At 73.7% G+C, this 21,975-nt stretch carries 15 protein-coding genes and 1 pseudogene; 15 read left to right on the plus strand and 1 reads right to left on the minus strand.

The features are described from left to right. Positions 1-4 precede the first annotated feature (4 nt). The 6 genes and pseudogenes from OG435_RS25535 to OG435_RS50730 all read left to right on the plus strand — a co-directional run. Positions 5-577: pseudogene (locus OG435_RS25535) on the plus strand (CpaF family protein); the annotation flags it as partial. After that, the gene (locus tag OG435_RS25540) at positions 574-1,485 is read left to right on the plus strand and encodes a type II secretion system F family protein (RefSeq protein ID WP_430625680.1); all 912 of its coding nucleotides are present in this window, start codon (positions 574-576) and stop codon (positions 1,483-1,485) included. The pseudogene OG435_RS25535 and the gene OG435_RS25540, both read left to right, overlap by 4 nt. Beyond that, positions 1,485-2,261 carry a type II secretion system F family protein gene (locus tag OG435_RS25545; RefSeq protein WP_266880111.1) on the plus strand — a complete coding sequence of 259 codons (777 nt, stop codon included), beginning with the start codon at positions 1,485-1,487 and terminating at the stop codon, positions 2,259-2,261. The genes OG435_RS25540 and OG435_RS25545 overlap by 1 nt, the downstream gene beginning before the upstream one ends. 234 nt (positions 2,262-2,495) lie before the next feature. After that, positions 2,496-2,711: a DUF4244 domain-containing protein gene (locus OG435_RS25550; RefSeq protein ID WP_430625681.1), complete on the plus strand. Its 216-nt coding sequence runs from the start codon at positions 2,496-2,498 to the stop codon at positions 2,709-2,711. Beyond that, entirely contained in the window at positions 2,698-3,051 is a 354-nt protein-coding gene (locus OG435_RS25555) for a TadE family type IV pilus minor pilin (RefSeq protein ID WP_266880113.1), read from the plus strand. The genes OG435_RS25550 and OG435_RS25555 overlap by 14 nt, the downstream gene beginning before the upstream one ends. A gap of 221 nt (positions 3,052-3,272) precedes the next feature. After that, entirely contained in the window at positions 3,273-3,578 is a 306-nt protein-coding gene (locus OG435_RS50730; protein WP_430625682.1) for an Rv3654c family TadE-like protein, read from the plus strand. A 491-nt stretch (positions 3,579-4,069) separates the two neighbouring features. Here the strand turns inward: OG435_RS50730 and OG435_RS25565 are convergent, their stop codons facing one another. After that, positions 4,070-6,541 (minus strand): DEAD/DEAH box helicase, encoded by a 2,472-nt coding sequence (locus tag OG435_RS25565; RefSeq protein ID WP_266880115.1) that lies wholly within the window; start codon positions 6,539-6,541, stop codon positions 4,070-4,072. Between the two features lie 81 nt (positions 6,542-6,622). On the opposite strand from OG435_RS25565, the gene bldG reads away from it, so the two are divergent. The 9 genes from bldG (at position 6,623) to OG435_RS25610 (ending at position 21,904) form a co-directional block, all read left to right on the plus strand. Continuing rightward, positions 6,623-6,964 (plus strand): anti-sigma factor antagonist BldG, encoded by a 342-nt coding sequence (gene bldG, locus OG435_RS25570; RefSeq protein ID WP_243339893.1) that lies wholly within the window; start codon positions 6,623-6,625, stop codon positions 6,962-6,964. Between the two features lie 101 nt (positions 6,965-7,065). Further along, positions 7,066-7,506, plus strand: coding sequence for an ATP-binding protein (locus OG435_RS25575; protein WP_266880118.1), 441 nt, complete (start codon positions 7,066-7,068; stop codon positions 7,504-7,506). Between the two features lie 740 nt (positions 7,507-8,246). Beyond that, positions 8,247-10,664 carry a sodium-translocating pyrophosphatase gene (locus tag OG435_RS25580; RefSeq protein ID WP_266880120.1) on the plus strand — a complete coding sequence of 806 codons (2,418 nt, stop codon included), beginning with the start codon at positions 8,247-8,249 and terminating at the stop codon, positions 10,662-10,664. A 188-nt stretch (positions 10,665-10,852) separates the two neighbouring features. Continuing rightward, positions 10,853-11,419, plus strand: a complete 567-nt coding sequence (locus OG435_RS25585) for a small secreted protein (RefSeq protein ID WP_266880122.1) — start codon at positions 10,853-10,855, stop codon at positions 11,417-11,419. Between the two features lie 292 nt (positions 11,420-11,711). After that, a complete protein-coding gene (locus OG435_RS25590; RefSeq protein ID WP_266880123.1) occupies positions 11,712-13,271 on the plus strand; it encodes a DUF7059 domain-containing protein in 1,560 nt (519 codons plus the stop codon). A gap of 204 nt (positions 13,272-13,475) precedes the next feature. Beyond that, a complete protein-coding gene (locus OG435_RS25595) occupies positions 13,476-13,673 on the plus strand; it encodes a hypothetical protein (RefSeq protein WP_266880125.1) in 198 nt (65 codons plus the stop codon). A 497-nt stretch (positions 13,674-14,170) separates the two neighbouring features. After that, on the plus strand, positions 14,171-17,002 hold the full coding sequence (gene topA, locus OG435_RS25600) for a type I DNA topoisomerase (RefSeq protein ID WP_266880127.1): 2,832 nt from the start codon (positions 14,171-14,173) through the stop codon (positions 17,000-17,002). A 288-nt stretch (positions 17,003-17,290) separates the two neighbouring features. After that, positions 17,291-20,524 carry a dTMP kinase gene (gene tmk / locus OG435_RS25605; RefSeq protein WP_266880129.1) on the plus strand — a complete coding sequence of 1,078 codons (3,234 nt, stop codon included), beginning with the start codon at positions 17,291-17,293 and terminating at the stop codon, positions 20,522-20,524. Between the two features lie 168 nt (positions 20,525-20,692). After that, a complete protein-coding gene (locus OG435_RS25610) occupies positions 20,693-21,904 on the plus strand; it encodes a DNA polymerase III subunit delta' (protein WP_266880130.1) in 1,212 nt (403 codons plus the stop codon). The last annotated feature ends 71 nt before the right edge of the window (positions 21,905-21,975 follow it).

The following is a 21,975-nucleotide window of genomic DNA, read 5'->3' on the forward strand; positions in this document are numbered from 1 at the left end:
GTTCGGGAAGACCACCCTGCTCAGCGCCCTGCTCGGGCTGGTCGGCCCCGGGGAGCGGATCGTGCTCGCCGAGGACTCGGCCGAGCTGCGGCCCGACCATCCGCACGTGGTCCGGCTGGAGACCCGGCCCGCCAACCAGGAGGGCGCCGGCCAGGTCACCCTCGCCGACCTGGTCCGCCAAGCGCTGCGGATGAGGCCGGACCGCCTCGTCGTCGGCGAAGTCCGGGGAGCCGAGGTCGCCGACCTGCTGGCCGCCCTCAATACGGGTCACGAGGGGGGCTGCGGCACGGTCCACGCGAACGCCGCCGCCCATGTGCCGGCCCGGCTGGAGGCCCTCGGGACGGCCGCCGGGCTCGACCGGGCCGCCCTGCACAGCCAGTTGGCGGCCGCGCTGACCCTGGTGGTCCACCTCGTACGGGACCGGGCCGGCCGGCGCCGGGTCGCCGAGGTGCACGTCCTGGAGCGGGACCCGGCCGGGCTCGTGGTCACCGTGCCGGCGCTGCGCTGGGGCGCCCGGGGGTTCGTACGGGACCGGGGCTGGGAGCGGCTGCGCCCGCTGCTGGCGGGTGCCCGGTGAGCGCCGGGGCGGCGGCGCCGGCGGTGTTCGCCGGGGTGCTGGGGGCCGGGGTGCTGTGCGCTGGGGTGCTGGGCGCCGGAGCGGCGGCCTGGGCCCTGGCCGGGGCCGACGGGGTGTCCCGGCGGGCCAGGGCGGTGCTGGCCGGGTCCGGGCCGCCGGTACCGGTGGGACCGCCGCCCTGGGAGCGGCTGCTGGCCGGGGTCCAGGTCAGGGCCGCGCGCAGCCGGGAGTGGGCCTGCCTCGGGGCAGGGCTGGCGCTCGCGCTGCTGGGCGGGTCGGTGATCCCGCTGCTCGCCGGGGCGGCGGCGGTGCCGCTGGTGCGCCGGTGGCTGCGGACCGGCCGGCGGGCGCGTGCCCGGACGGTGCGGGCCGCCGAGGTGGTGGCCCTGTGCGGCGCGGTGGTGGGCGAGCTCCGCGCCGGGGCGCAGCCGGGCCGGGCGCTGACCGAGGCGATGCGCCGGACGGTGTCGGGCCCCGGCGGGCCGGGAGCCGCGGAGGCCGGGGTCCTGGCGGCCGCGGCCTTCGGAGGGGACGTCACCGCGGCACTGCGGCAGGCGGCGCGGGAGCCCGGCGCGGAGGGGCTGGCGGCGATGGCGGCCTGCTGGCGGGTCTCGGTGGACGGCGGCGCCGGGTTGGCCGCCGGACTGGACCGGCTGGAGGTGGCCCTGCGGGCCGAGCGGGACCGGGAGGAATCACTGCGCGCCCAGCTCACGGGAGCGAGATCGACGACGGCGGTGCTGGCCCTGCTCCCGGGAGTCGGCCTGCTGATCGGTACCGGGCTGGGCGCCGATCCGCTGCGGGTGCTCCTGCACACGCCGGTGGGGTGGGGCTGCCTGCTCACGGGCGCGGTGCTGGAAACGGTGGGGCTGCTGTGGTGCCGACGGATCGTACGGGTGGGGGAGCGGTGATGGACGGCTTCGCCATCCACAGGCTGGGGGCGGCCCTGTGCCTCGCGGCGGCGGCGCTGTGCGCGGGGTCGGTGGTGGCGGCCCGCATCAGGGCGCGGGCCACCCGGCGCCGGCTCGCCCGCCTGCTCGCGGTGGAGGCGGCGCGCAGGCGGCCGCTGCCCGGGCCCCGGCTGCGGGCGGCACCCGCGGCCTGGGCGGGGCCGGCCGGAGCGCTGGCGGTGGCCTGGTTGCTGATCGGCGGGCTCGCGGGCGTGGCGGTCGGCTGCGCGGCGGGGTTCGCGGTCCGCAGGTGGCTCGCGCGGCGACGGCCGGCGGCGGGGGTGGACCTCGGGGAGGCTGAGCGCCAGCTTCCGTTCGCCGCGGACCTGTTGGCCGCGTGCCTGGCTGCCGGAGCGGGGCCGGTGGACGCAGCCGAGGCGGTCGGGGAGTCGCTAGGCGGCCCGGTGGGCGAACGGCTGGCGATGGCCGGGGCGGAGCTGCGGCTCGGAGGCGATCCGGGAGCCGCGTGGGGGAGGTTGGCGGAGATACCGGGAGCCCGCGCCCTGGCCGAGTGCCTGGAACGCTCCGCGCGCACGGGTGCGCCCGCCTCGGAACCCGTCTCCCGGCTCGCGTCGACGCTCCGGGCGGACCGCGCGCGCCGGGCGATGGCCCGCGCGCAGCGGGCGGCGGTCCTCGTCACGGCTCCGGTGGGCCTGTGCTTCCTCCCCGCCTTCCTCGCGCTGGGAGTGGCGCCGGTGGTGATGGGAATGGCCTCCGGCCTCCTCTCCGGCGGGTGAGGACGGCAGTTGGAGGGTTGGGGAGTGCCACCGGAGGGGCCGTCCGGAGGCCTGTCCGCTTGGAGGGGCGCCTGATCTGACCGGGCGAACGATCAGGTAAATGGACGGGCGAATGACCGGCTGGACGACCGGCGAATGATCAGCCGCGTCCGCCACCTCAAAGGCCACCTCAAATGACCACCTGAAATGACCATCTGAGGTCACGTCAAAAAGCTGAATCAACGGGAGGTTCTCATGTCGATCAACTGGTTTCGGATGCGGGCGGTACTGACGGGGCTTGCGGGACTGAGGCGTCGTGCGGGCGATGCGGGAATGTCCACATCTGAATACGCCATGGGCACGATCGCGGCGTGTGCGTTCGCCGCCGTTCTGTACAAGGTGGTGACGAGTGAACTGGTCGCGACGGCACTCCAGTCGACCATCGGGAAGGCACTCGATGCGCCGTTCTGACCACGGATTCGTGACGGCGGAGACGGCCTTGGTGATTCCGGCGCTGGTGCTGTTCGCGGCGCTGCTGGTGTGGGCGCTGATGGCGGCCTCCGCGCAGATCCGGTGTGTGGACGCCGCTCGGGCCGGTGCCCGGGCGGCGGCCCGGTCGGAGCCGGCGGACGCGGCGGTGGCGGCGGCCGTGGCCGCGGCCCCGCCCGGGGCGCGGGTAGAACTCGCGCGGACGGGTGACCTGTGGCGGGTCCGCGTCTCGGCTCCGGCCCCGGGCCCGGCCGCACTGCCGGTACGGCTCACCGCCCTGGCCGCCGCCCTGGCGGAGGACACCGTGGGGCCGCCACCATGACCCGTCGCGGGGATGGCCCGGCGGAGCCGCAGCAAGGCCGCCTGCGGGGCCCGGGCCGGGGTCCGGGCTGGGGCCGGGGTCGTGACCGGGGTCGCGGCCGGGACTGGGGTCGGGACCGGGACCGGGGTCGGGACCGGGGTCCCGGTCGGTGTTGGGGCCGGGACTGGGGTCCGGGCTGGGACGGGGATCGGGATCGGGGGTCCGCCACGGTGTGGGGGGTCGTGGTGGTGACCGTGCTGATGGCGGTGTTCGGCGGGGTGCTCCTGCTCGGGCAGGCGGTGGTCTCCCGGCACCGTGCCGCGGCCGCCGCCGACCTGGCCGCCCTCGCCGCGGCGGCGAGCTGGGCCCACGGCCCGGAGGCCGCCTGCGCCACGGCGGTACGGGTGGCCGTGGCGCAGGGCGCGCAGGTCACCAGTTGCGTGGTGACGGGCGAGGTCGCGGAGATCACCGCCCGCGCCCCCACGGGCCCCTTCGGACCCGGGCTCCGCTCCCGCGCGGGCCCGCCACTGCCCGGGGAGCCCCGGTGAGGGCCTCGTACGGCCCGGTCGCCGGGGAAGGCCGGAGTCCGCCGGAAGCCGCGGCCCCGGAGGGACTCGATCCCCAGGCAGGGCAGGGTCCCACGGGGCCTGGGCCGCCCGGACCCAAGGCCGTGCGGGCAGTGCGGGCCATGCGTGCCCGGTCGGCGCGGTCGGGAGGGCCGTGAGCGCCCCGGCCCAGGAGCGGCCGAGGCCGAGGGCGTCCGCCCTCCTGTCCGGGAGGGGCTGAGGGCGTCTGCTCCCCCGTCCGGGAGGGGCCGAGGTGGCCCGTTGCCCCGTCCGGGAGCGGCCGAGGGGGCCCGTTCTTCCGCCCAGGAGGGGCGAGGGTGCCCGGGAGGTGGGGCTGGGAGGGGGATGGGGTGGACGGCGGGGGTTCGGGGCGGGGGTGGCAGGGGCAGTAGGGGCGATATTCAGCCAATCGCCGACCGATCTGTGGGGCCTTGGTTTCCGGGGTTTCCGGTGGTTGGGCCGCCGTCGGGAACTCAGGGGGTCGCTGGTGGGGCGGGGGGTGGGGATTCCGCGAGGAGGTGGGTGAGGAGGCGGACGGCGCCGCGCTTGTGCAGGGGGTCGTTGCCGTTGCCGCACTTGGGGGACTGGATGCAGGAGGGGCAGCCGGCCTCGCATTCGCAGGCGGCGATCGCGTCGCGGGTCGCCGTCAGCCAGGCGCGGGCCGTGTGGAAGGCGCGCTCCGCGAAGCCGGCTCCGCCCGGGTGGCCGTCGTAGACGAAGACCGTCGGGAGGAGGGTGTCGGGATGCAGCGGGACGGAGACCCCGCCGATGTCCCAGCGGTCGCAGGTGGCGAAGAGCGGGAGCAGGCCGATGGAGGCGTGCTCGGCGGCGTGCAGGGCCCCGCCGAGGATCTCCGGGTTGATCCGGGCCTCGTCGAGCTGGTCCTCGGTGACCGTCCACCACACGGCCCGGGTGCGCAGGGTGCGGGGCGGCAGGTCCAGTTTGGCTTCGCCGAGGACCTCGCCGGTGATCAGTTTGCGGCGCAGGTAGGAGACCACCTGGTTGGTGACCTCCACCGAGCCGAAGCAGAGCCTGCCCCGGCCCCAGGGGATCTCCGTCTCGGTCTCCAGGACGGAGATGGCGGTCGTGTCGCGGGCCGTCGTGGAGAAGGGCGGGTTCGCCTCCTCGACCAGCGCGACGGAATCCTCCAGGTCCAGGTGCTTCACCAGGTACGTGCGGCCCTGGTGGAGGTGGACCGCCCCGTCGTGGACGGCGCTGTGGGACGCCTCCTCGTCCACCGTGCCCAGCAGCCGGCCCGTGGCGGCCTCGACGATCTGGACCGGGCGTCCGCCGCCGCCCCGGATGTCGGTGAGGTCCGAGGCCCGTTCCCGGCGGGTCCAGTGCCAGGCCGTGGCCCGGCGGCGCAGCAGTTTCGCCCCTTCGAGCTGGGGGAGGAGCTCGCGCGCCGCCGGGCCGAAGAGGTCGAGGTCGGGCTCCGTCAGCGGCAGCTCGGCCGCCGCCGCGCACAGGTGGGGGGCCAGGACGTACGGGTTGTCGGGGTCCAGGACCGTGGCCTCCACCGGCTGCCGGAAGAGGGCCTCGGGGTGGTGGACCAGATAGGTGTCCAGCGGGTCGTCGCGGGCGATCAGCACCGCCAGGGCGCCGTGGCCCGAGCGCCCGGCACGGCCGGCCTGCTGCCACAGGGAGGCGCGGGTGCCCGGGTAGCCGGTGATCAGTACGGCGTCCAGGCCGGAGATGTCCACGCCCAGCTCCAGGGCGGTCGTCGCGGCCAGGCCGAGCAGCTCGCCGGAGTGCAGGGCCCGCTCCAGGGCCCGGCGCTCCTCGGGCAGGTAGCCGCCCCGGTAGGCCGCGACCCGCCGGGGCAGCGAGCGGTCCACGGCGGCGAGTTTCTCCTGGGCGATCACCGCGATCAGCTCGGCTCCGCGCCGGGAGCGGACGAAGGCGACCGTCCGGACGCCCTGGACGACCAGGTCGGTGAGGAGATCGGCGGTCTCGGCGGTGGCCGTGCGGCGTACGGGTGCGCCCCGCTCGCCCTTGAGGTCGGTCAGGGGCGGCTCCCACAGGGCGAAGACGACCTCGCCGCGCGGGGAGGCGTCGTCGGCGACCTCCACCACCGGCAGGCCGGTCAGCCGGGACGCGGCGGTCGCCGGGTCGCTCGCGGTCGCGGAGGCCAGCAGGAACACGGGATCGGAGCCGTAGCGCGCACACAGCCGCCGCAGCCGCCGCAGGACCTGGGCGACGTGGGAGCCGAAGACGCCCCGGTAGGTGTGGCACTCGTCGATGACCACGTAGCGCAGGGCCCGCAGGAAGGAGGCCCAGCGCGGGTGGGCCGGGAGGATCCCGCGGTGCAGCATGTCGGGGTTGGTGAGGACGTAATTGGCGTACTGACGCACCCACTCGCGCTCCTCGAAGGGCGTGTCCCCGTCGTAGACCGCGGGCCGGACGGCGTTTCCGAGCGGACCGGCCAGTTCCCGTACGGCGCGCCGCTGGTCGGCGGCCAGGGCCTTGGTCGGGGCCAGGTACAGGGCGGTCGCCCCCCTGCCGTTGGGCGCCTCGGCCCCGTCGGCGAGGGCGGAGAGCACGGGCGCGAGGTAGGCCAGCGACTTGCCCGAGGCGGTGCCCGTGGCGACGATCACGGACTGCCCGTCGAGGGCGTGCTCGGCGACCGCGGCCTGGTGTTCCCACGGATGGTCGATCCCGGCGGCCGCAATCGCGGCTACGACATCAGTTCGGATGCGATCGGGCCAGACCGCATGACGACCCTCCCGAGGGGGCAAGTGCTCCGTATGGGTGATGCGCGCAGCCCGGGAAGGCCCCCGTGACAGCCGGTCCAGGACCGTGTCGGGAGTGGGTCTGATGTCCTCGGGTGCCGTGGGCGGACCGGGACGGTGAGTGTTGGCCATTGGAACCGAGTGTGTCATCGGCGTGCGGGACAATGGTCCGAAGGCGTCGTGCGCGCCTGCCGGTAAGTGATTGAATGCCATCGCGGCAGCCAATCCCTCTCCCACCTCCGGGTGGGGAGGCCCCTGGGGGGCGCCGCTCGATAGCAAGGTGCTGGAGGATCCGTGGACCTGTCCCTGTCGACTCGCACTGTCGGCGACCGTACGGTCGTGGAGGTCGGTGGCGAGATTGATGTGTATACCGCGCCCAAGCTGCGCGAGCAGTTGGTCGAGTTGGTGAACGACGGCAGCTACCACCTGGTTGTCGACATGGAGCGAGTGGACTTCCTCGACTCCACCGGGCTTGGTGTGCTCGTGGGAGGCCTCAAGCGCGTCCGCGCGCACGAGGGCTCGCTGCGTCTGGTCTGCAACCAGGAGCGCATCCTGAAGATCTTCCGAATCACCGGTCTGACCAAGGTGTTTCCGATCCACAACTCGGTGGAAGACGCCGTCAACGCCACCGACTGACGGCGCTCGGCGGCGAAACTGCCGAAGATGGAGCGGGGGGTACCGGGCCACAAGCGGTCCGGGCCCCTGTAAGGCACGCCCGTAGTCCGAGGGGGACGCGCATGGCCACCGTTGAACTGCGCTTCAGCGCCCAGCCCGAACACGTCCGGACGGCCCGCCTGGTCGCGGCCGCCGTGGCGCGGCGGGCCGGTGTGGAGGAAGCCGTCCTCGACGAGGTCCGCCTCGCCGTGGGCGAGGCCTGCTCGCGTGCCGTCGGACTGCACCGCACCAACGGACTCACCGCGCCCGTCCGGGTGGTGCTGACCGAGGAGGAGAAGGTGTTCTCCATCGAGGTCAGCGACGAAGTACCCGGACCGGCCGGCGGTCCGGCTGACGCCGTGCCCGGAATCGACGCCGTACTGGACCCCGACATCGACGGCGAGGACGAGATGGGCCTCGCCGTGATCAGCGGCCTGGTCGACGACGTCGAGGTCATCAGCGGTGAGACCGGTGGAACCATCCGGATGAGCTGGCCCGTCGCGGGGACGTCCGAACTGGCGTAGCCGGCTGCTGCTCGGGCCTTTCCGGCCACTGACGGCTGCCGCTCGGGCCTTTCCCGGCGGCTGACGGCTGCTGCCCGGCCCTTCCCGGCCGCTGGCGGCCGCCGGTCGGCCTCCGGCGCCGGTCGGTCGTTGCCCGGCCGCCGCTGGGCCGCGCACACGTTTCGTGCCCGCCGGGCTGCCTTCGGGCCGCCCGGCGGGTTTTCGTGCTGCCCGGGGGTGGTGCCGTGTCGCCCTGGGTGGGGGCTTTCTGCTGCCCCGGGACGGGGCTGGCGGGTTCTCGTGGGGCCCGGCGGGTTTTCGTCCCGCCCCTTTGGTTTGCCGCTTCCCCGTCGGTTTCGTGCCCCGGTCGGGCTCTGACGCGGGCAGTGCCCGGAGGGTGGTCGTCCGGCGACGGGGGACCGGGCGGGCGCCGGTAAGGCGTGGGAAGCACCGGGTGAGTGGGCGCCGATGATGTTCCGCCGCGCGTGCCGACGTATCTTCCGATCTTATTCAATGCCCTGCCGAGCAGGGCCTTTCGGGTGAGTGTAGATCCATTGAGTGATCGTTCTCCGCCGGGTTTATTGATCGCTGATCAAGCGTCAATGCTTTTGCCCCGTTACCGCTTTCGAGCGTAATGGAGTGACCAGATCTATTGGTGAGGAGCAAGTGCGGGCCAATTCCGTTTCCTGCGTACTGTTTTGATCGGGTCGCGCTCCCTACAATCCGTCCACATCTTGAGCTCATCACGTCAAGGAGGACGAATGACGGGGCTCTTCACCCCTATCGCGCCGGGTCGCACCACGGACCTGGCATCCGCAGTACTCACGGATGACAATCGGCTCATCGTGATCGTCATTGCGGCCGTGGCCATCGCCGCGCTCGTCGTCGCGCAGATCCTGGTCCGCCAGGTCCTCGCCGCCGACGAGGGAACCGACTCCATGAAGGAGATCGCCGCCGCCGTCCAGGAAGGCGCCAACGCCTACCTCGGCCGGCAGCTCCGCACGCTCGGCGTCTTCGCCGTCGTCGTGTTCTTCCTGCTCTTCCTGCTCCCCGCCGACGACTGGACGCAGAGGTCGGGGCGCTCCGCCTTCTTCCTCGTCGGCGCCATCTTCTCGGCCGCCACCGGCTACATCGGCATGCGCCTCGCGGTCCGTGCCAACGTCCGCGTCGCCGCCGCCGCGCGCGAGGCCACCCCCGCCGAGGGCGAGCCGGCCAAGGACCTCACCGAGGTTTCCCACAAGGCCATGCGGATCGCGTTCCGCACCGGCGGCGTGGTGGGCATGTTCACCGTCGGCCTCGGCCTGCTCGGCGCATCCTGCGTCGTGCTCGTCTACGCCGCCGACGCGCCCAAGGTCCTGGAGGGCTTCGGCCTCGGTGCCGCGCTCATCGCGATGTTCATGCGTGTCGGAGGCGGCATCTTCACCAAGGCCGCCGACGTCGGCGCCGACCTGGTCGGCAAGGTCGAGCAGGGCATTCCGGAGGACGACCCGCGCAATGCCGCGACCATCGCCGACAATGTGGGCGACAACGTCGGAGACTGTGCGGGAATGGCCGCCGACCTCTTCGAGTCGTACGCCGTCACCCTCGTGGCGGCCCTCATCCTCGGCAAGGCCGCCTTCGGCGACCTGGGTCTGGCCTTCCCGCTGATCGTCCCCGCCATCGGGGTCGTCACCGCGATGATCGGCATCTTCGCGGTCTCCCCGCGGCGCACCGACCGCAGCGGCATGACCGCCATCAACCGCGGCTTCTTCATCTCCGCCGCCATCTCGATGGTCCTCGTCGCGATCGCCGTCTACGCGTACCTGCCGGGCACCTACAAGGAGCTCCGCGGTGTCGAGGACACCGCGATCTCCGGGCACGCCGGCGACCCGCGGATCCTGGCGCTCGTCGCCGTCGCCATCGGCATCGTGCTCGCGGCCCTGATCCAGCAGCTCACCGGCTACTTCACCGAGACCAACCGGCGTCCCGTCCGGGACATCGGCAAGTCCTCCCTGACGGGCGCGGCAACGGTCGTGCTCGCCGGCATCTCGGTCGGCCTGGAGTCCGCCGTCTACACGGCGCTGCTCATCGGGCTCGGCGTGTACGGGGCGTTCCTGCTCGGCGGCACCTCGATCATGCTGGCGCTCTTCGCCGTGGCGCTGGCCGGCACCGGTCTGCTCACCACCGTCGGCGTCATCGTCGCCATGGACACCTTCGGTCCGGTCTCCGACAACGCCCAGGGCATCGCGGAGATGTCCGGGGACGTCGAGGGCGCCGGCGCGCAGGTCCTGACCGACCTGGACGCGGTGGGCAACACCACCAAGGCCATCACCAAGGGCATCGCCATCGCCACGGCCGTGCTCGCCGCGGCCGCGCTCTTCGGCTCGTACAACGACGCCATCGCCAACGCGGTCAAGGAAGTCGGCGTCAAGGCCGCCGGGGAGATGAACCTCAGCCTGGACATCGCGCAGCCCAACAACCTGGTCGGGCTGATCCTGGGCGCGGCCGTCGTGTTCCTGTTCTCGGGCCTCGCCATCAACGCCGTCTCCCGCTCGGCGGGCGCGGTGGTCTACGAGGTGCGCCGCCAGTTCCGGGAGCACCCCGGGATCATGGACTACACCGAGAAGCCCGAGTACGGGCGCGTCGTGGACATCTGCACCAAGGACGCGCTGCGCGAACTCGCCACGCCCGGGCTGCTCGCCGTCCTCACCCCGATCGCCGTCGGGTTCACGCTCGGCGTCGGGGCGCTCGGATCCTTCCTCGCCGGTGCGATCGGCACCGGCACCCTGATGGCGGTCTTCCTCGCCAACTCCGGTGGCGCGTGGGACAACGCGAAGAAGCTCGTCGAGGACGGGCACCACGGCGGCAAGGGCAGTGCGGCGCACGAGGCGGTCGTCATCGGCGACACCGTCGGCGACCCGTTCAAGGACACCGCCGGGCCCGCCATCAACCCGCTGCTCAAGGTCATGAACCTGGTGGCGCTGCTGATCGCCCCCGCGATCGTGCAGTTCAGCTACGGGGACGACGCCAGCCCGACCGTACGGGCGATCGTCGCCGTGCTCGCCATCGGCGTCATCGTCGGTGCGGTCTACGTCTCCAAGCGCCGCGGCATCGCCGTGGGCGACGACGGGGCGGACGAGGGCGCGACCGCGGAACGGGTGGGCCAGCAGGCCGACCCGGCGGCGGCGGTCTCCTCCTGAGACGGCTCGCGCGGGCCTGAGACGGCCGTCTCGGGCCCGACCCGGTTCCACCCGGCTCGACTCGACTCGACCGTACGCCCGAACGGCGGACGGGGGGCGCGGACTGACGCGCCGTCCGTCCGCCTTTGCGTTTCCCCGATGGTGGACGTGTATCTTCCGGGCCGAGAGCCTTCGAAGGGACCAATCCGGTGAACAAGAAGCTTGCGGCCGCGGTATCGGGCGCTGCGGTGCTGATGCTCGTCCTGTCCGGCTGTGGCGGGGACGACGGCGACAAGAAGACCGACGCCTGGGCCAAGAAGGTCTGCGACAACTGGCAGCCCCAGCTCGAGAAGATCGAGAAGGCGAATGCCGACATCAAGCGGGTGGCGACCGAGAGCAGCAAGCCCGAGGAGGTCCAGTCGACCGACTCGGCGGCCTTCGGGACCATGTCCGAGTCGTACAAGGCGATGGGTACGGCCTTGACGGACGCGGGAGTTCCGCCCGTCAAGGACGGGGAGAAGACCTCGGCCGCGGCGGTCATGGGCTTCGAGTCCACGTCGGCGGGCTACACCGCCCTGAAGACGAAGATGGACGCCCTCGACGCCAAGGACCAGGGCAAGTTCGCCGAGGGCCTCAAGGAGGTCGCGGGCGGCCTGGAGGAAGCGACCAAGGGCGGCAAGGAAGCCCTCGACCAGCTCAAGGCGGGCGGGCTCGACAAGGCGATGAACAGTCAGAAGGGCTGCCAGGTGACGACTCCGTCGCCGGCGAAGTCCTAGCGGTTCCGGAAGTCCTGGCAGTTCCAGAAGTTCCGCAAAGTTCCGCACCGGGGCGGCCGGGATCCTTCGGGACCCCGGCCGCCCCGGCGCATGCCCGGGCGCCTGTCCGGGGGCGGGGCCGCGGACAGGACGGCCGACACTCCGCGGACGGCGCGAGCCGTACGGAGCTGCGCCCCGTCGGGGCCCGTCCCGGGCCGCCGTCCCCGGGCGGGAGCTCGCGGGGCGCGCCGGGCGCCCACGCCGAAGGCCGTGTGGCGCGGGCATTGGCGGCGGCAGCGGCCACAATGGGCGGGTGAGTACCACCAGCCTTCCCCCCGGTCTGCCCGCCCACCTCCCCTCGTCGGCCCGCGCGGCCGAGCTCCGCGCCGCGTTGCTCGCCGCGGGCTTCACCGCCGACGGGCTGCTCGACCTGCTCGGCGCCCCGGCGTACGCCGCCCTGGCCCGCAGCGAGACGGTCCCCGCCCTGCGCGCCACGCGGAGCCACGGCGACGGGCCGCTCGCGAGCCTGACCCGGCTGTTCCTGCTGCGGCAGCCGGTGCCGTACGTGCACGCCGCGGCCGCCCTGCCCGTGGACGCGGCGCTGGCCGACGGCTGGTTGAGGCAGGAGGGTGACGAATTGCACGCCACCGTGGACGTGCGCCCGTACGGCGGTCCCGACGGCGAGGACTGGTTCATCGTCTCCGACCTCGGCTGCGCCGTCGGCGGGGCCGGTGGCATCGGCAGCCGCGAGGAGGGCGTGGTCCTCGGCGTCGGTGGCGCCTCCACGACGCTGGCCGGGATCACCGTCCGTACGCCGGTCGGCTCGGCCCTCGACGTCGGCACCGGATCCGGGATCCAGGCGCTGCACGCCGCCCAGCACGCGACCCGGGTCACGGCGACCGATGTCAACCCGCGGGCCCTGGAATTCACCCGGTTGACGCTGGCGTTGTCGGGAGCCCCCGAGGCGGAACTGCTCGCCGGGTCGCTGTTCGAGCCGGTCGGCGAGGCCACGTACGACCTGATCGTGTCGAATCCGCCGTTCGTGATCTCCCCGGGAGCCCGGCTGACGTACCGGGACGGCGGGATGGGCGGCGACGACCTGTGCCGGACCCTGGTCCAGGAGGCCGGGGCGCGGCTCAACCCGGGCGGATACGCGCAGTTCCTGGGCAACTGGCAGCACGTGGACGGCGAGGACTGGCACGACCGGGTACGGGCCTGGGTGCCGCGCGGCTGCGACGCCTGGATCGTGCAGCGTGACGTGCAGGACGTGACGCAGTACGCGGAGCTGTGGCTGCGCGACGCGGGCGACCACCGCACCGACCCCGCCGAGTACGAACAGCGGTACGAGGACTGGCTGGACGAGTTCGAGGCCCGCAAGACCAAGGCGGTCGGCTTCGGCTGGATCACGCTGCGGCGCAGCGACGCGGCCGAGCCGTCGATCGTGGTCGAGGAGTGGCCGCACTCGGTGGAACAGCCGCTCGGTGAGGCCGTCCTGGAGCACTTCGCGCGCCAGGACTACCTGCGCGACCACGATGACGCGGCCCTGCTCGCGGGCTATTTCCGGCTGACCGCGGAGGTCGTGCAGGAGCAGGTCGGCGCGCCCGGCGCGGAGGATCCGGAGCACGTCGTGCTCCGGCAGAACCGCGGCATGCGGCGTGCCACCAAGGTCGACACGGTCGGGGCGGGCTTCGCCGGGGTGTGTGACGGATCACTGAGCGCGGGGCGGATTCTGGATGCCATCGCCCAATTGGTGGAGGAGGACCCGGTGGTCCTGCGGGACCGGACGCCCGAGGCGATCCGGATGCTGGTGGAGCAGGGGTTCCTGGAGCCGCTGACCGGGGCGGAAGCCGGAGCGGAAGCCGCGGGGGAGTAGGCCGGCGGTGGCCGTGCGCCCGGCGCACACCGGCGTCCGGGCGGTCGGAGCCGGGGCAGGACCTGCGCCGGGGCCGGGGCGGGACCCTGAGCCGGAGCCGGGATGTCACCCGGGGTTCGCCTGCTGTCCGCCCCGGGCTGCGATCCTCCGGTCAGCGGGTTCCGGGGGGAGCCCGAGAGCGGCCCGGGGGATGAGGGGGACGGCATGGAGCACGGTCCGGCGATCTTCGCGGCGGCCGTGTTCCTGCTGTTCGGGGGCGCTCTGCTGGCCTGGACGGGGGCGCGCGCAGTACGCGGCGCGCCGGTGGCCGAGGGTGTGCGCCCCGTCGTGGCCGTACCGCTGGCGCTGCTCGCCGGCGGGGTCTCGCTGGCCCTCGGGGTCTGGTGCCTCGGACGGCTGTGAGGGCGGGGGCGGTGCCGCTCCGGCGATGACGCCCGGGCGGTGCCCGCTCCGGCGGGGGCGCCGGATGGTGTCGCTCCGGCGGCATCGGACCGGCCGTGCGGCTCCGGTGCTGGTCGGACCGGCCGTGGTGGGCGCTTCGGGCCGGCCGGGGCGTGGCTCACGGTTCGTGGCCCCGGCTGATCGGCCGGATGTCGCTCACGCTCCGGCGGCGCGCCGGGTTTCGCCTGGTCGTCCCGAATGCGCGCAGGACCGTAAAGACACAAGAACACCGACGTGAAGAGGGGTCCGGGGGCGGGGCCAGACGGCCCTTCGGCCACCCTGCCCGGTGAGTGCGCAGGGCCTGGCGCGGCATCCGGGCGGCAGAAATGGCACTTGTCGGGTTACCGTTCGAGTGGCCGTTGCGGGCTTCTGCCGTTTGACACGGGGGCGGGTTGTACCGTCACACTCCGCAGCGTCGCCGTACTGCGACCGAGTGCCGACCGGAGAGAAGAGCCAAGTTGTCCCCGACTAGCGAGACCGCAAAGGGCGGCCGCCGACTCGTCATCGTCGAGTCCCCTGCCAAGGCGAAGACGATCAAGGGCTATCTCGGCCCCGGATACGTCGTCGAGGCGAGCGTCGGGCACATCCGCGACCTCCCCAGCGGCGCGGCCGAGGTTCCCGACAAGTACACCGGTGAGGTCCGCCGTCTCGGTGTGGACGTCGAGCACGACTTCGCGCCGATCTACGTCGTCAACGCCGATAAGAAGGCCCAGGTCAGGAAGCTCAAGGAGCTGCTGGCCGAGTCCGACGAACTCTTCCTCGCCACCGATGAGGACCGCGAGGGCGAAGCCATCGCGTGGCACCTGCAGGAAGTCCTCAAGCCCAAGGTCCCCGTCCACCGGATGGTCTTCCACGAGATCACCAAGGACGCGATCCGCGACGCCGTCGCCAACCCGCGCGAGCTGAACCAGCGCATGGTCGACGCCCAGGAGACCCGCCGCATCCTCGACCGCCTCTACGGCTACGAGGTCTCGCCGGTCCTGTGGAAGAAGGTCATGCCGAAGCTGTCGGCGGGCCGCGTCCAGTCGGTGGCCACCCGCATGGTGGTCGAGAAGGAGCGCGAGCGCATCGCCTTCCGCTCGGCCGAGTACTGGGACCTGACCGGCACCTTCGCCACCGGCCGCGCCGGTGACGCCTCCGACCCCTCCACGCTGGTCGCCCGCCTGAACACGGTGGACGGCAAGCGCGTGGCGCAGGGTCGCGACTTCGGTTCGACGGGGCAGCTCAAGAGCGAGGTGCTGCACCTCGACGAGACGAACGCGCGGGCGCTGGCCGCCGCGCTGGCGGAGACCTCGTTCGCTGTCCGGTCGGTCGAGTCCAAGCCGTACCGCCGCTCCCCGTACGCCCCGTTCCGTACGACGACGCTCCAGCAGGAGGCCTCGCGCAAGCTCGGCTTCGGTGCGAAGGCGACGATGCAGGTGGCGCAGAAGCTGTACGAGAACGGCTTCATCACCTACATGCGTACCGACTCCACGACGCTCTCCGACACCGCGGTGTCGGCGGCCCGTGCGCAGGTCACGCAGCTCTACGGCGCCGAGTACCTGCCGGAGAAGCCCCGCGTCTACGCGGGCAAGGTCAAGAACGCGCAGGAGGCGCACGAGGCGATCCGTCCTTCGGGTGATCGTTTCCGCACCCCGGCCGAGACAGGTCTGACCGGCGACCAGTTCCGCCTGTACGAGCTCATCTGGAAGCGCACCGTCGCCTCCCAGATGAAGGACGCGGTCGGCAACTCGGTGACCGTGAAGATCGGCGGCCGGTCGGCCGACGGCCGGGACGCCGAGTTCTCGGCCTCCGGCAAGACGATCACCTTCCACGGGTTCATGAAGGCCTACGTCGAGGGCGCGGACGACCCGAACGCCGAGCTCGACGACCGTGAGAAGCGTCTCCCGCAGGTCGCCGAGGGCGACGCGCTGTCGGCCGAGGACATCACGGTCGACGGCCACTCGACCAAGCCGCCGGCCCGCTACACCGAGGCCTCGCTGGTCAAGGAGCTGGAAGAGCGGGAGATCGGCCGCCCGTCGACGTACGCGTCGATCATCGGCACGATCCTGGACCGCGGGTACGTCTTCAAGAAGGGCACGGCGCTCGTGCCGTCCTTCCTGTCGTTCGCCGTGGTCAACCTGCTGGAGACGCACTTCGGGCGGCTCGTCGACTACGACTTCACCGCCAAGATGGAGGACGACCTCGACCGCATCGCGCGGGGCGAGGCCCAGTCCGTGCCGTGGCTGAAGCGCTTCTACTTCGGTGCGGAGGACGCGACCGAGGTCGTGCCGGCCGATGGTGACGCGCTCGGCGGTCTGAAGGAGCTGGTGACCGACCTGGGCGCGATCGACGCCCGGGAGATCTCCTCCTTCCCCGTCGGCGAGGGCATCGTGCTGCGCGTGGGCCGCTACGGGCCGTACGTGGAGCGCGGCGAGAAGGACTCCGAGGGCCACCAGCGGGCGGACGTCCCCGAGGAGCTGGCTCCCGACGAGCTGACGGTCGAGTACGCGGAGGAGCTCTTCGCGAAGCCGAGCGGCGAGTTCGAGCTCGGCAAGGACCCGATCAGCGGGAACGAAATCGTCGCGAAGGACGGTCGCTACGGGCCGTACGTGACGGAGATCCTGCCCGAGGGCACGCCGAAGACGGGCAAGAACGCGGTGAAGCCGCGGACAGCCTCGCTGTTCCAGTCGATGAGCCTGGACACGGTCACGCTCGAGGACGCCCTGCGCCTGATGTCCCTTCCCCGGGTCGTCGGCGTGGACGCGGAGGGTGCGGAGATCACCGCGCAGAACGGCCGCTACGGCCCGTACCTGAAGAAGGGCACGGACTCGCGGTCGCTGGAGACCGAGGACCAGCTCTTCGCCATCACCCTGGAGCAGGCGCTCGCGATCTACGCGCAGCCGAAGCAGCGGGGGCGCGCGGCCGCGAAGCCGCCGCTGAAGGAGCTGGGGACGGACCCGGTCAGCGAGAAGCCGGTGGTCGTCAAGGACGGCCGGTTCGGTCCGTACGTGACGGACGGCGAGACGAACGCGACGCTGCGGCGGGACGACGACGTCGAGACGATCACGCCGGAGCGGGGCTACGAGCTGCTGGCGGAGAAGCGCGCCAAGGGGCCGGTCAAGAAGACGGCCAAGAAGGCTCCCGCGAAGAAGGCCCCGGCGAAGAAGGCCCCGGCGAAGAAGGCGACGGCGACGAAGACCGCTGCCGCCAAGACGACGACGACGGCCAAGAAGGCGACGGCCAAGAAGACGGTCGCGAAGAAGACGACCGCGAAGAAGACGGCGGCGGCCGCTCCGGCGGACGAGTAGTCGCAGAAGCGGGGCCCGCGCACTGCGCGCGGGCCCCGCTTTGTGCTTTTCAGCCGTCCGGCGTTTGAGGACCGGGGTCTGGGGCGGAGCCCCAGGAGCCTCGGGCGCAGCCCGGGGTCCGAGGGTCAGGGCGGAGCCCTGGGAACGGTGGAAGGGCGGGTAGGGGACCAGCCCCGCGCAGCGGCGGCACGGGCCCGGGGCCGGACCCCGGAAGGTGGGTCCGGGGTCACACTCCGACCTTGTCCACAGCCCTCCGCACCCGCCCAGCGCAGCGGATAGGCTGGGCGGATGACGCGAGCCGAGCAGCCAACGGTCGTGACCGCCACCGCCGAGACCCCCGACACCGCCCCCTCCTACGACGAAGCCCTCGCCGCGGACTCCCGCGAGCGCGCGGTGCGCGCCCTGCTGCGCACCCCCGGGTTGCGCCGTCTGTGGAGCGCGCAGCTCGTGAGCGGCATCGGCGATGCCCTCGCCCTGCTGGTCCTGGTGCTGCTGGTCCTCCAGGCGGCAGTGGACCAGGGGGCCTTCGGCGGTGGTTACGCCGGCTGGGCCCTCGCCGTCGCCGCCGTCTTCGGCGTCCGCGTACTGTCTACCGTCCTGTTCGGCGCGGTCCTCCTCGGGCCGCTGTCCCAGCTCACCGCCCCCGGCGGCAAGCTGGACCGCCGCTGGACGATGATCGGGGCCGACGCGATCCGGCTCGGACTCTTCGTCGTGGCCCCGCTGTGGCTCGACTGGATCGGCCCGAACGCGCTGACCGCCCTGCTCGCCACCGTCTTCGTCTCCGGAGCCGCCGAGCGGCTGTGGGGGCTGGCCAGGGACAGCGCCGCGCCCGGTCTGCTGCCGGCGCCGCCGCCGGAGGGGGCGACCGTACGGCCGCTGCCCGATCACCTCGACGCCCTGCGCCGGCTGAACCTGCGTACCGCCTTCGCCGCCCTGCCGGTCGCCGCGGCCGCGCTGCTCGCCGCGACGCTGATCGGCAAGGCGCTCGGCCTCGGCATCGGCTGGTTCGCCGAGAACCAGGCGGCCCTCGGCTCGTACGTGGCCTCCGGCCTCTTCGCGGCCTCCGTGTCGCTGCTGCTCCCGCTCGTGCTGCCTGCGACGAAGACCCCGCGGCCCCGCTCCCCGCTGGAGGGCCTGCGGGCCCCCAAGGCGGGGGACCGGCCGGAGAAGGGGCGTACGGGGGCCATCCCGCTGCTCGTCCTCGTCTGCGGAGCCGTCGCCGGAGCCATCGCCTCCGCCGCCGCCGTGGCGGTCCTGCACGCCGCGGACCTGGGGGGCGGAGCGGCCGCGTTCTCGCTGTTCGTACTGGCCCTGCTCGGCGGCACCGCGCTGGGCATCCGCGCCACGCAGGCCGGCAAGGTCCTGCCCGCCCTGTCCCGGCGACGCCTGCTGGCGCTGGCCGTCGGCGTGGCCGGGCTGGCGCTGCTGCTGACCGGGCTGGTTCCGGACACCTCGACGGTGGTGTTCCTCTCGCTGCTGGCCGGTGGCGCCGCGGGAGTCGCCGCGAACACCGGGCACACGCTGCTCGACCAGGAGACCGAGGAGTTCCGCAGGGCCCGGGTCACCGAGCACCTGCAGGCCGTCGTCCGGGTCTGCGTGGCCGTCGGGGCCGTGGCCGCCCCGCTGCTGGCCGCCCTGATCGGACCGCACCGGCTGGCCGCCGGCGAGGTCGTCTTCGCGCACGGCGGCGCGGCCTTCACCCTGATGCTGGTCGGCGCCCTGCTGCTGCCGGTCGCCGTCATCGTCCTGGCTAAGGCCGATGACCGCGGCGGCGTACCGCTGCGCCGCGACCTGCGCGAGGCGCTGCGCGGCGGGGAGCCGGTGCAGGCCGCGTCCGACGCCGGGTTCTTCATCGCCCTGGAGGGCGGCGACGGCGCCGGCAAGTCCACCCAGGTCGAGGCGATGGCCGACTGGATACGGGCCAAGGGCCACGAGGTCGTCGTCACGCGCGAGCCCGGGGCCACCCCGGTCGGCAAGCGGCTGCGCTCGATCCTGCTCGACGTGTCGTCCGCCGGCCTGTCGAACCGCGCCGAGGCCCTGCTGTACGCGGCCGACCGCGCCGAGCACGTGGACACCGTCGTACGGCCCGCCCTGGAGCGCGGCGCGGTGGTCATCTCCGACCGCTACATCGACTCCTCGGTGGCCTACCAGGGCGCCGGCCGGGACCTGTCCCCGACCGAGATCGCCCGTATCTCGCGCTGGGCCACCAGTGGCCTCGTACCGAATCTGACCGTGCTGCTCGACGTGTCGCCGGAGACGGCCCGGGAGCGGTTCACGGAGGCGCCGGACCGGCTGGAATCGGAGCCTGCGGAGTTCCACCAGCGGGTGCGGTCCGGATTCCTGACCCTGGCCGCGGCCGACCCCGGTCGCTACCTGGTGGTCGATGCGGGCCAGGACCCGGAGTCGGTCAGCACCGTCGTGCGCCACCGGCTGGACCGGATGCTCCCGCTGTCGGAGGCCGAGGTGGCCGCGCAGGCGGAGGCCCGCCGGCTCGCCCTGGTGGAGGCCGCGCGCAAGGCCGAGGAAGAAGCGGCGCGCAAGATCGAGGAAGCCCGGCTGCTGGCCGAGGAAGAGGCCCGCAAGGTCCGCGAGGCGGAGGAGGCCCGGATCGCGGCCGAGGCCGAGGCCGCCCGCAAGGAGCGTGAGGCGCGGCTGCGCGCCGAGGAGGAGGCCCGCGAGCGGGCCGAGGCCGAGCGGCTGCGGCGGGAGGCCGAGGAGAAGGCCCGCGCGGTGGAGGCGGAGCGGCTGCGCAAGCAGGCGGAGGAGGAGGCCCGGCTGCACGCCGAGGCCGAGGAGCGCCGGCTGGAGAAGCAGCGGCGGGCCGAGGAGGCCCTGCTGAGGGCGGAGGAGGCGCGGCGGCTGGCCGAGGCCTCGGCGGCGGAGGCGGCGGCGAAGTCCGCGGGTGCTGCGGCTGCTGCTGCCTCGGCGTCCGTGGCGGCGGCTGCGCCTGCTGCCCCGGCGGCTCCCGTCGCCCCCGCGGCTCCGCCGGCCCCGCCGGCTTCCGCGCCCAAGGCGGACCTGCGCAAGGACTCGCACCCCCCGCACCCCGACGAGGCCGTGACGATCGAGACCCCGGTCGTCAAGCGGGTCGTGCAGCCGGACGACGTCACCCAGACGGTCCCGGTCCCGAAGGCCGATCCGGCGACGGGTCCGGCGGACGAGACGGCGGTCCTGCCGCCCGTACGCCCCACGGGCGCGGGTGAGGCGCCGGCCACGCGGCCGGCGGCGCCCCGGGCCTCGTACTCCGCGTCGCGGCCGACGGCCCGGCGCCCCGAGGAGAACCCGGCCGACCGGGTCCCGCCGGGCATCTTCCGTGACTCGGGCAACGACGCGACCCGTGAACTGCCGCTGCTCACCGACGTCACCGACGTCACCGAGGCCGGCCGGCCGCGCCGGCCGCGCTCGGACTGGGCGGAGGAGACTCCGCTGGACGATCTGCCGACGCTGGCGGACGAACTGCTGGGGCGGGGCCGGGACGACGAGGACGACCAGGGCCGGGGCCGGGGGCCGCGCCGCGGCTGAGGTGGCCGACTTGGCCGACGCCGCCCGCGCGGCCGACGGCGGTGGCGGGTACGGCGGGTGACGGCCGGGGTCGTCGTGGGGGCCGGCTGACGGGGATTGTCAGGGGGAGCCGCCACACTGGGTGAGCAGACGGCACGGACGGTACGCGAGGGAAAGGCGGTGGGCGGGATGCCCGTATGGGACGACCTGGTGGGACAGGAGCGGGTCCAGAAGCAGCTGGCCGCCGCCGCGGTCGACGCCGACGCCCTGGTCACCGCCATCGAGGCGGGCGAGCCGCCGCCGGCCGCCTCCAAGATGACGCACGCCTGGCTGTTCACCGGACCGCCCGGCTCGGGGCGGGCCACCGCCGCCCGGGCCTTCGCCGCCGCGCTCCAGTGCACCAGCCCGGACCGCGCCCTCGGCGGCGAGCCGGGCTGCGGGTTCTGCGACGGCTGCCACACCACCGTGATCGGTACGCACGCGGACGTGGAGATCGTCCGTACCGATCAGCTGTCCATCGGCGTGAAGGACACCCGGTCGCTGGTGCGCCGGGCGCAGCTCTCCCCGGCCGTCGGACGGTGGCAGGTCATCGTCCTGGAGGACGCCGACCGGCTGACGGAAGGTGCCGGAAACGTGCTGCTCAAGGGCGTGGAGGAGCCCGCTCCGCGCACCGTGTGGCTGCTGTGCGCCCCCTCGCTGGAGGACGTGCTGCCCACCATCCGCTCCCGCTGCCGGCACCTTTCGCTGCGCACCCCGCCGGTGTCCGCCGTCGCCGAGGTGCTCGTGCGGCGTGACGGCATCGAGCCGGCCGTCGCGCAGGCGGCCGCCCGCGCGACCCAGGGGCACATCGACCGGGCCCGCCGGCTCGCCACCGACGAGGCGGCCCGCTCACGGCGCGCCACCGTCCTGAAGATGCCGCTGCGCGTGGCCGACGTGGGCGACTGCCTGAAGGCGGCGCAGGAGCTGGTGGACGCCGCCGCGGAGGACGCCAAGCAGGTCGCGGAAGAGGTCGACACCAAGGAGACCGAGGAGCTGAGGGCCGCGATGGGCGCCGCGGCGGGCACGGGCGGGCGGATGCCGCGCGGTACGGCGGGCGTGATGAAGGAGCTGGAGGACCGGCAGAAGCGCCGGCGTACGCGTACGCAGCGCGACAGCCTCGACCTGGCCCTGACCGACCTCACCGGCTTCTACCGGGACGTCCTGGCGCTCCAGCTCGGCTCCTCGCTGGCCATCGCGAACGAGGAAATACGGCAGGACCTGGACCGGATCGCCCGGGAGTCGGGACCGGAGCGCACGCTGCGGCGCATCGAGGCGATCATCGCGTGCCGGCAGGCGCTGGACCGCAACGTCGCCCCGCTGCTGGCCGTCGAGGCGATGACGATGTCGCTGCGCGCGGGCTGACGGGCGGGCCGGCGCGCGCGACACGTGCGACACGTGCGCCGCGCACGACGCCGGTGACTCAGGTTGACGGC

Origin of the sequence: Streptomyces sp. NBC_01264 (genome assembly GCF_026340675.1) — a bacterium.
Lineage (GTDB): Bacteria > Actinomycetota > Actinomycetes > Streptomycetales > Streptomycetaceae > Streptomyces.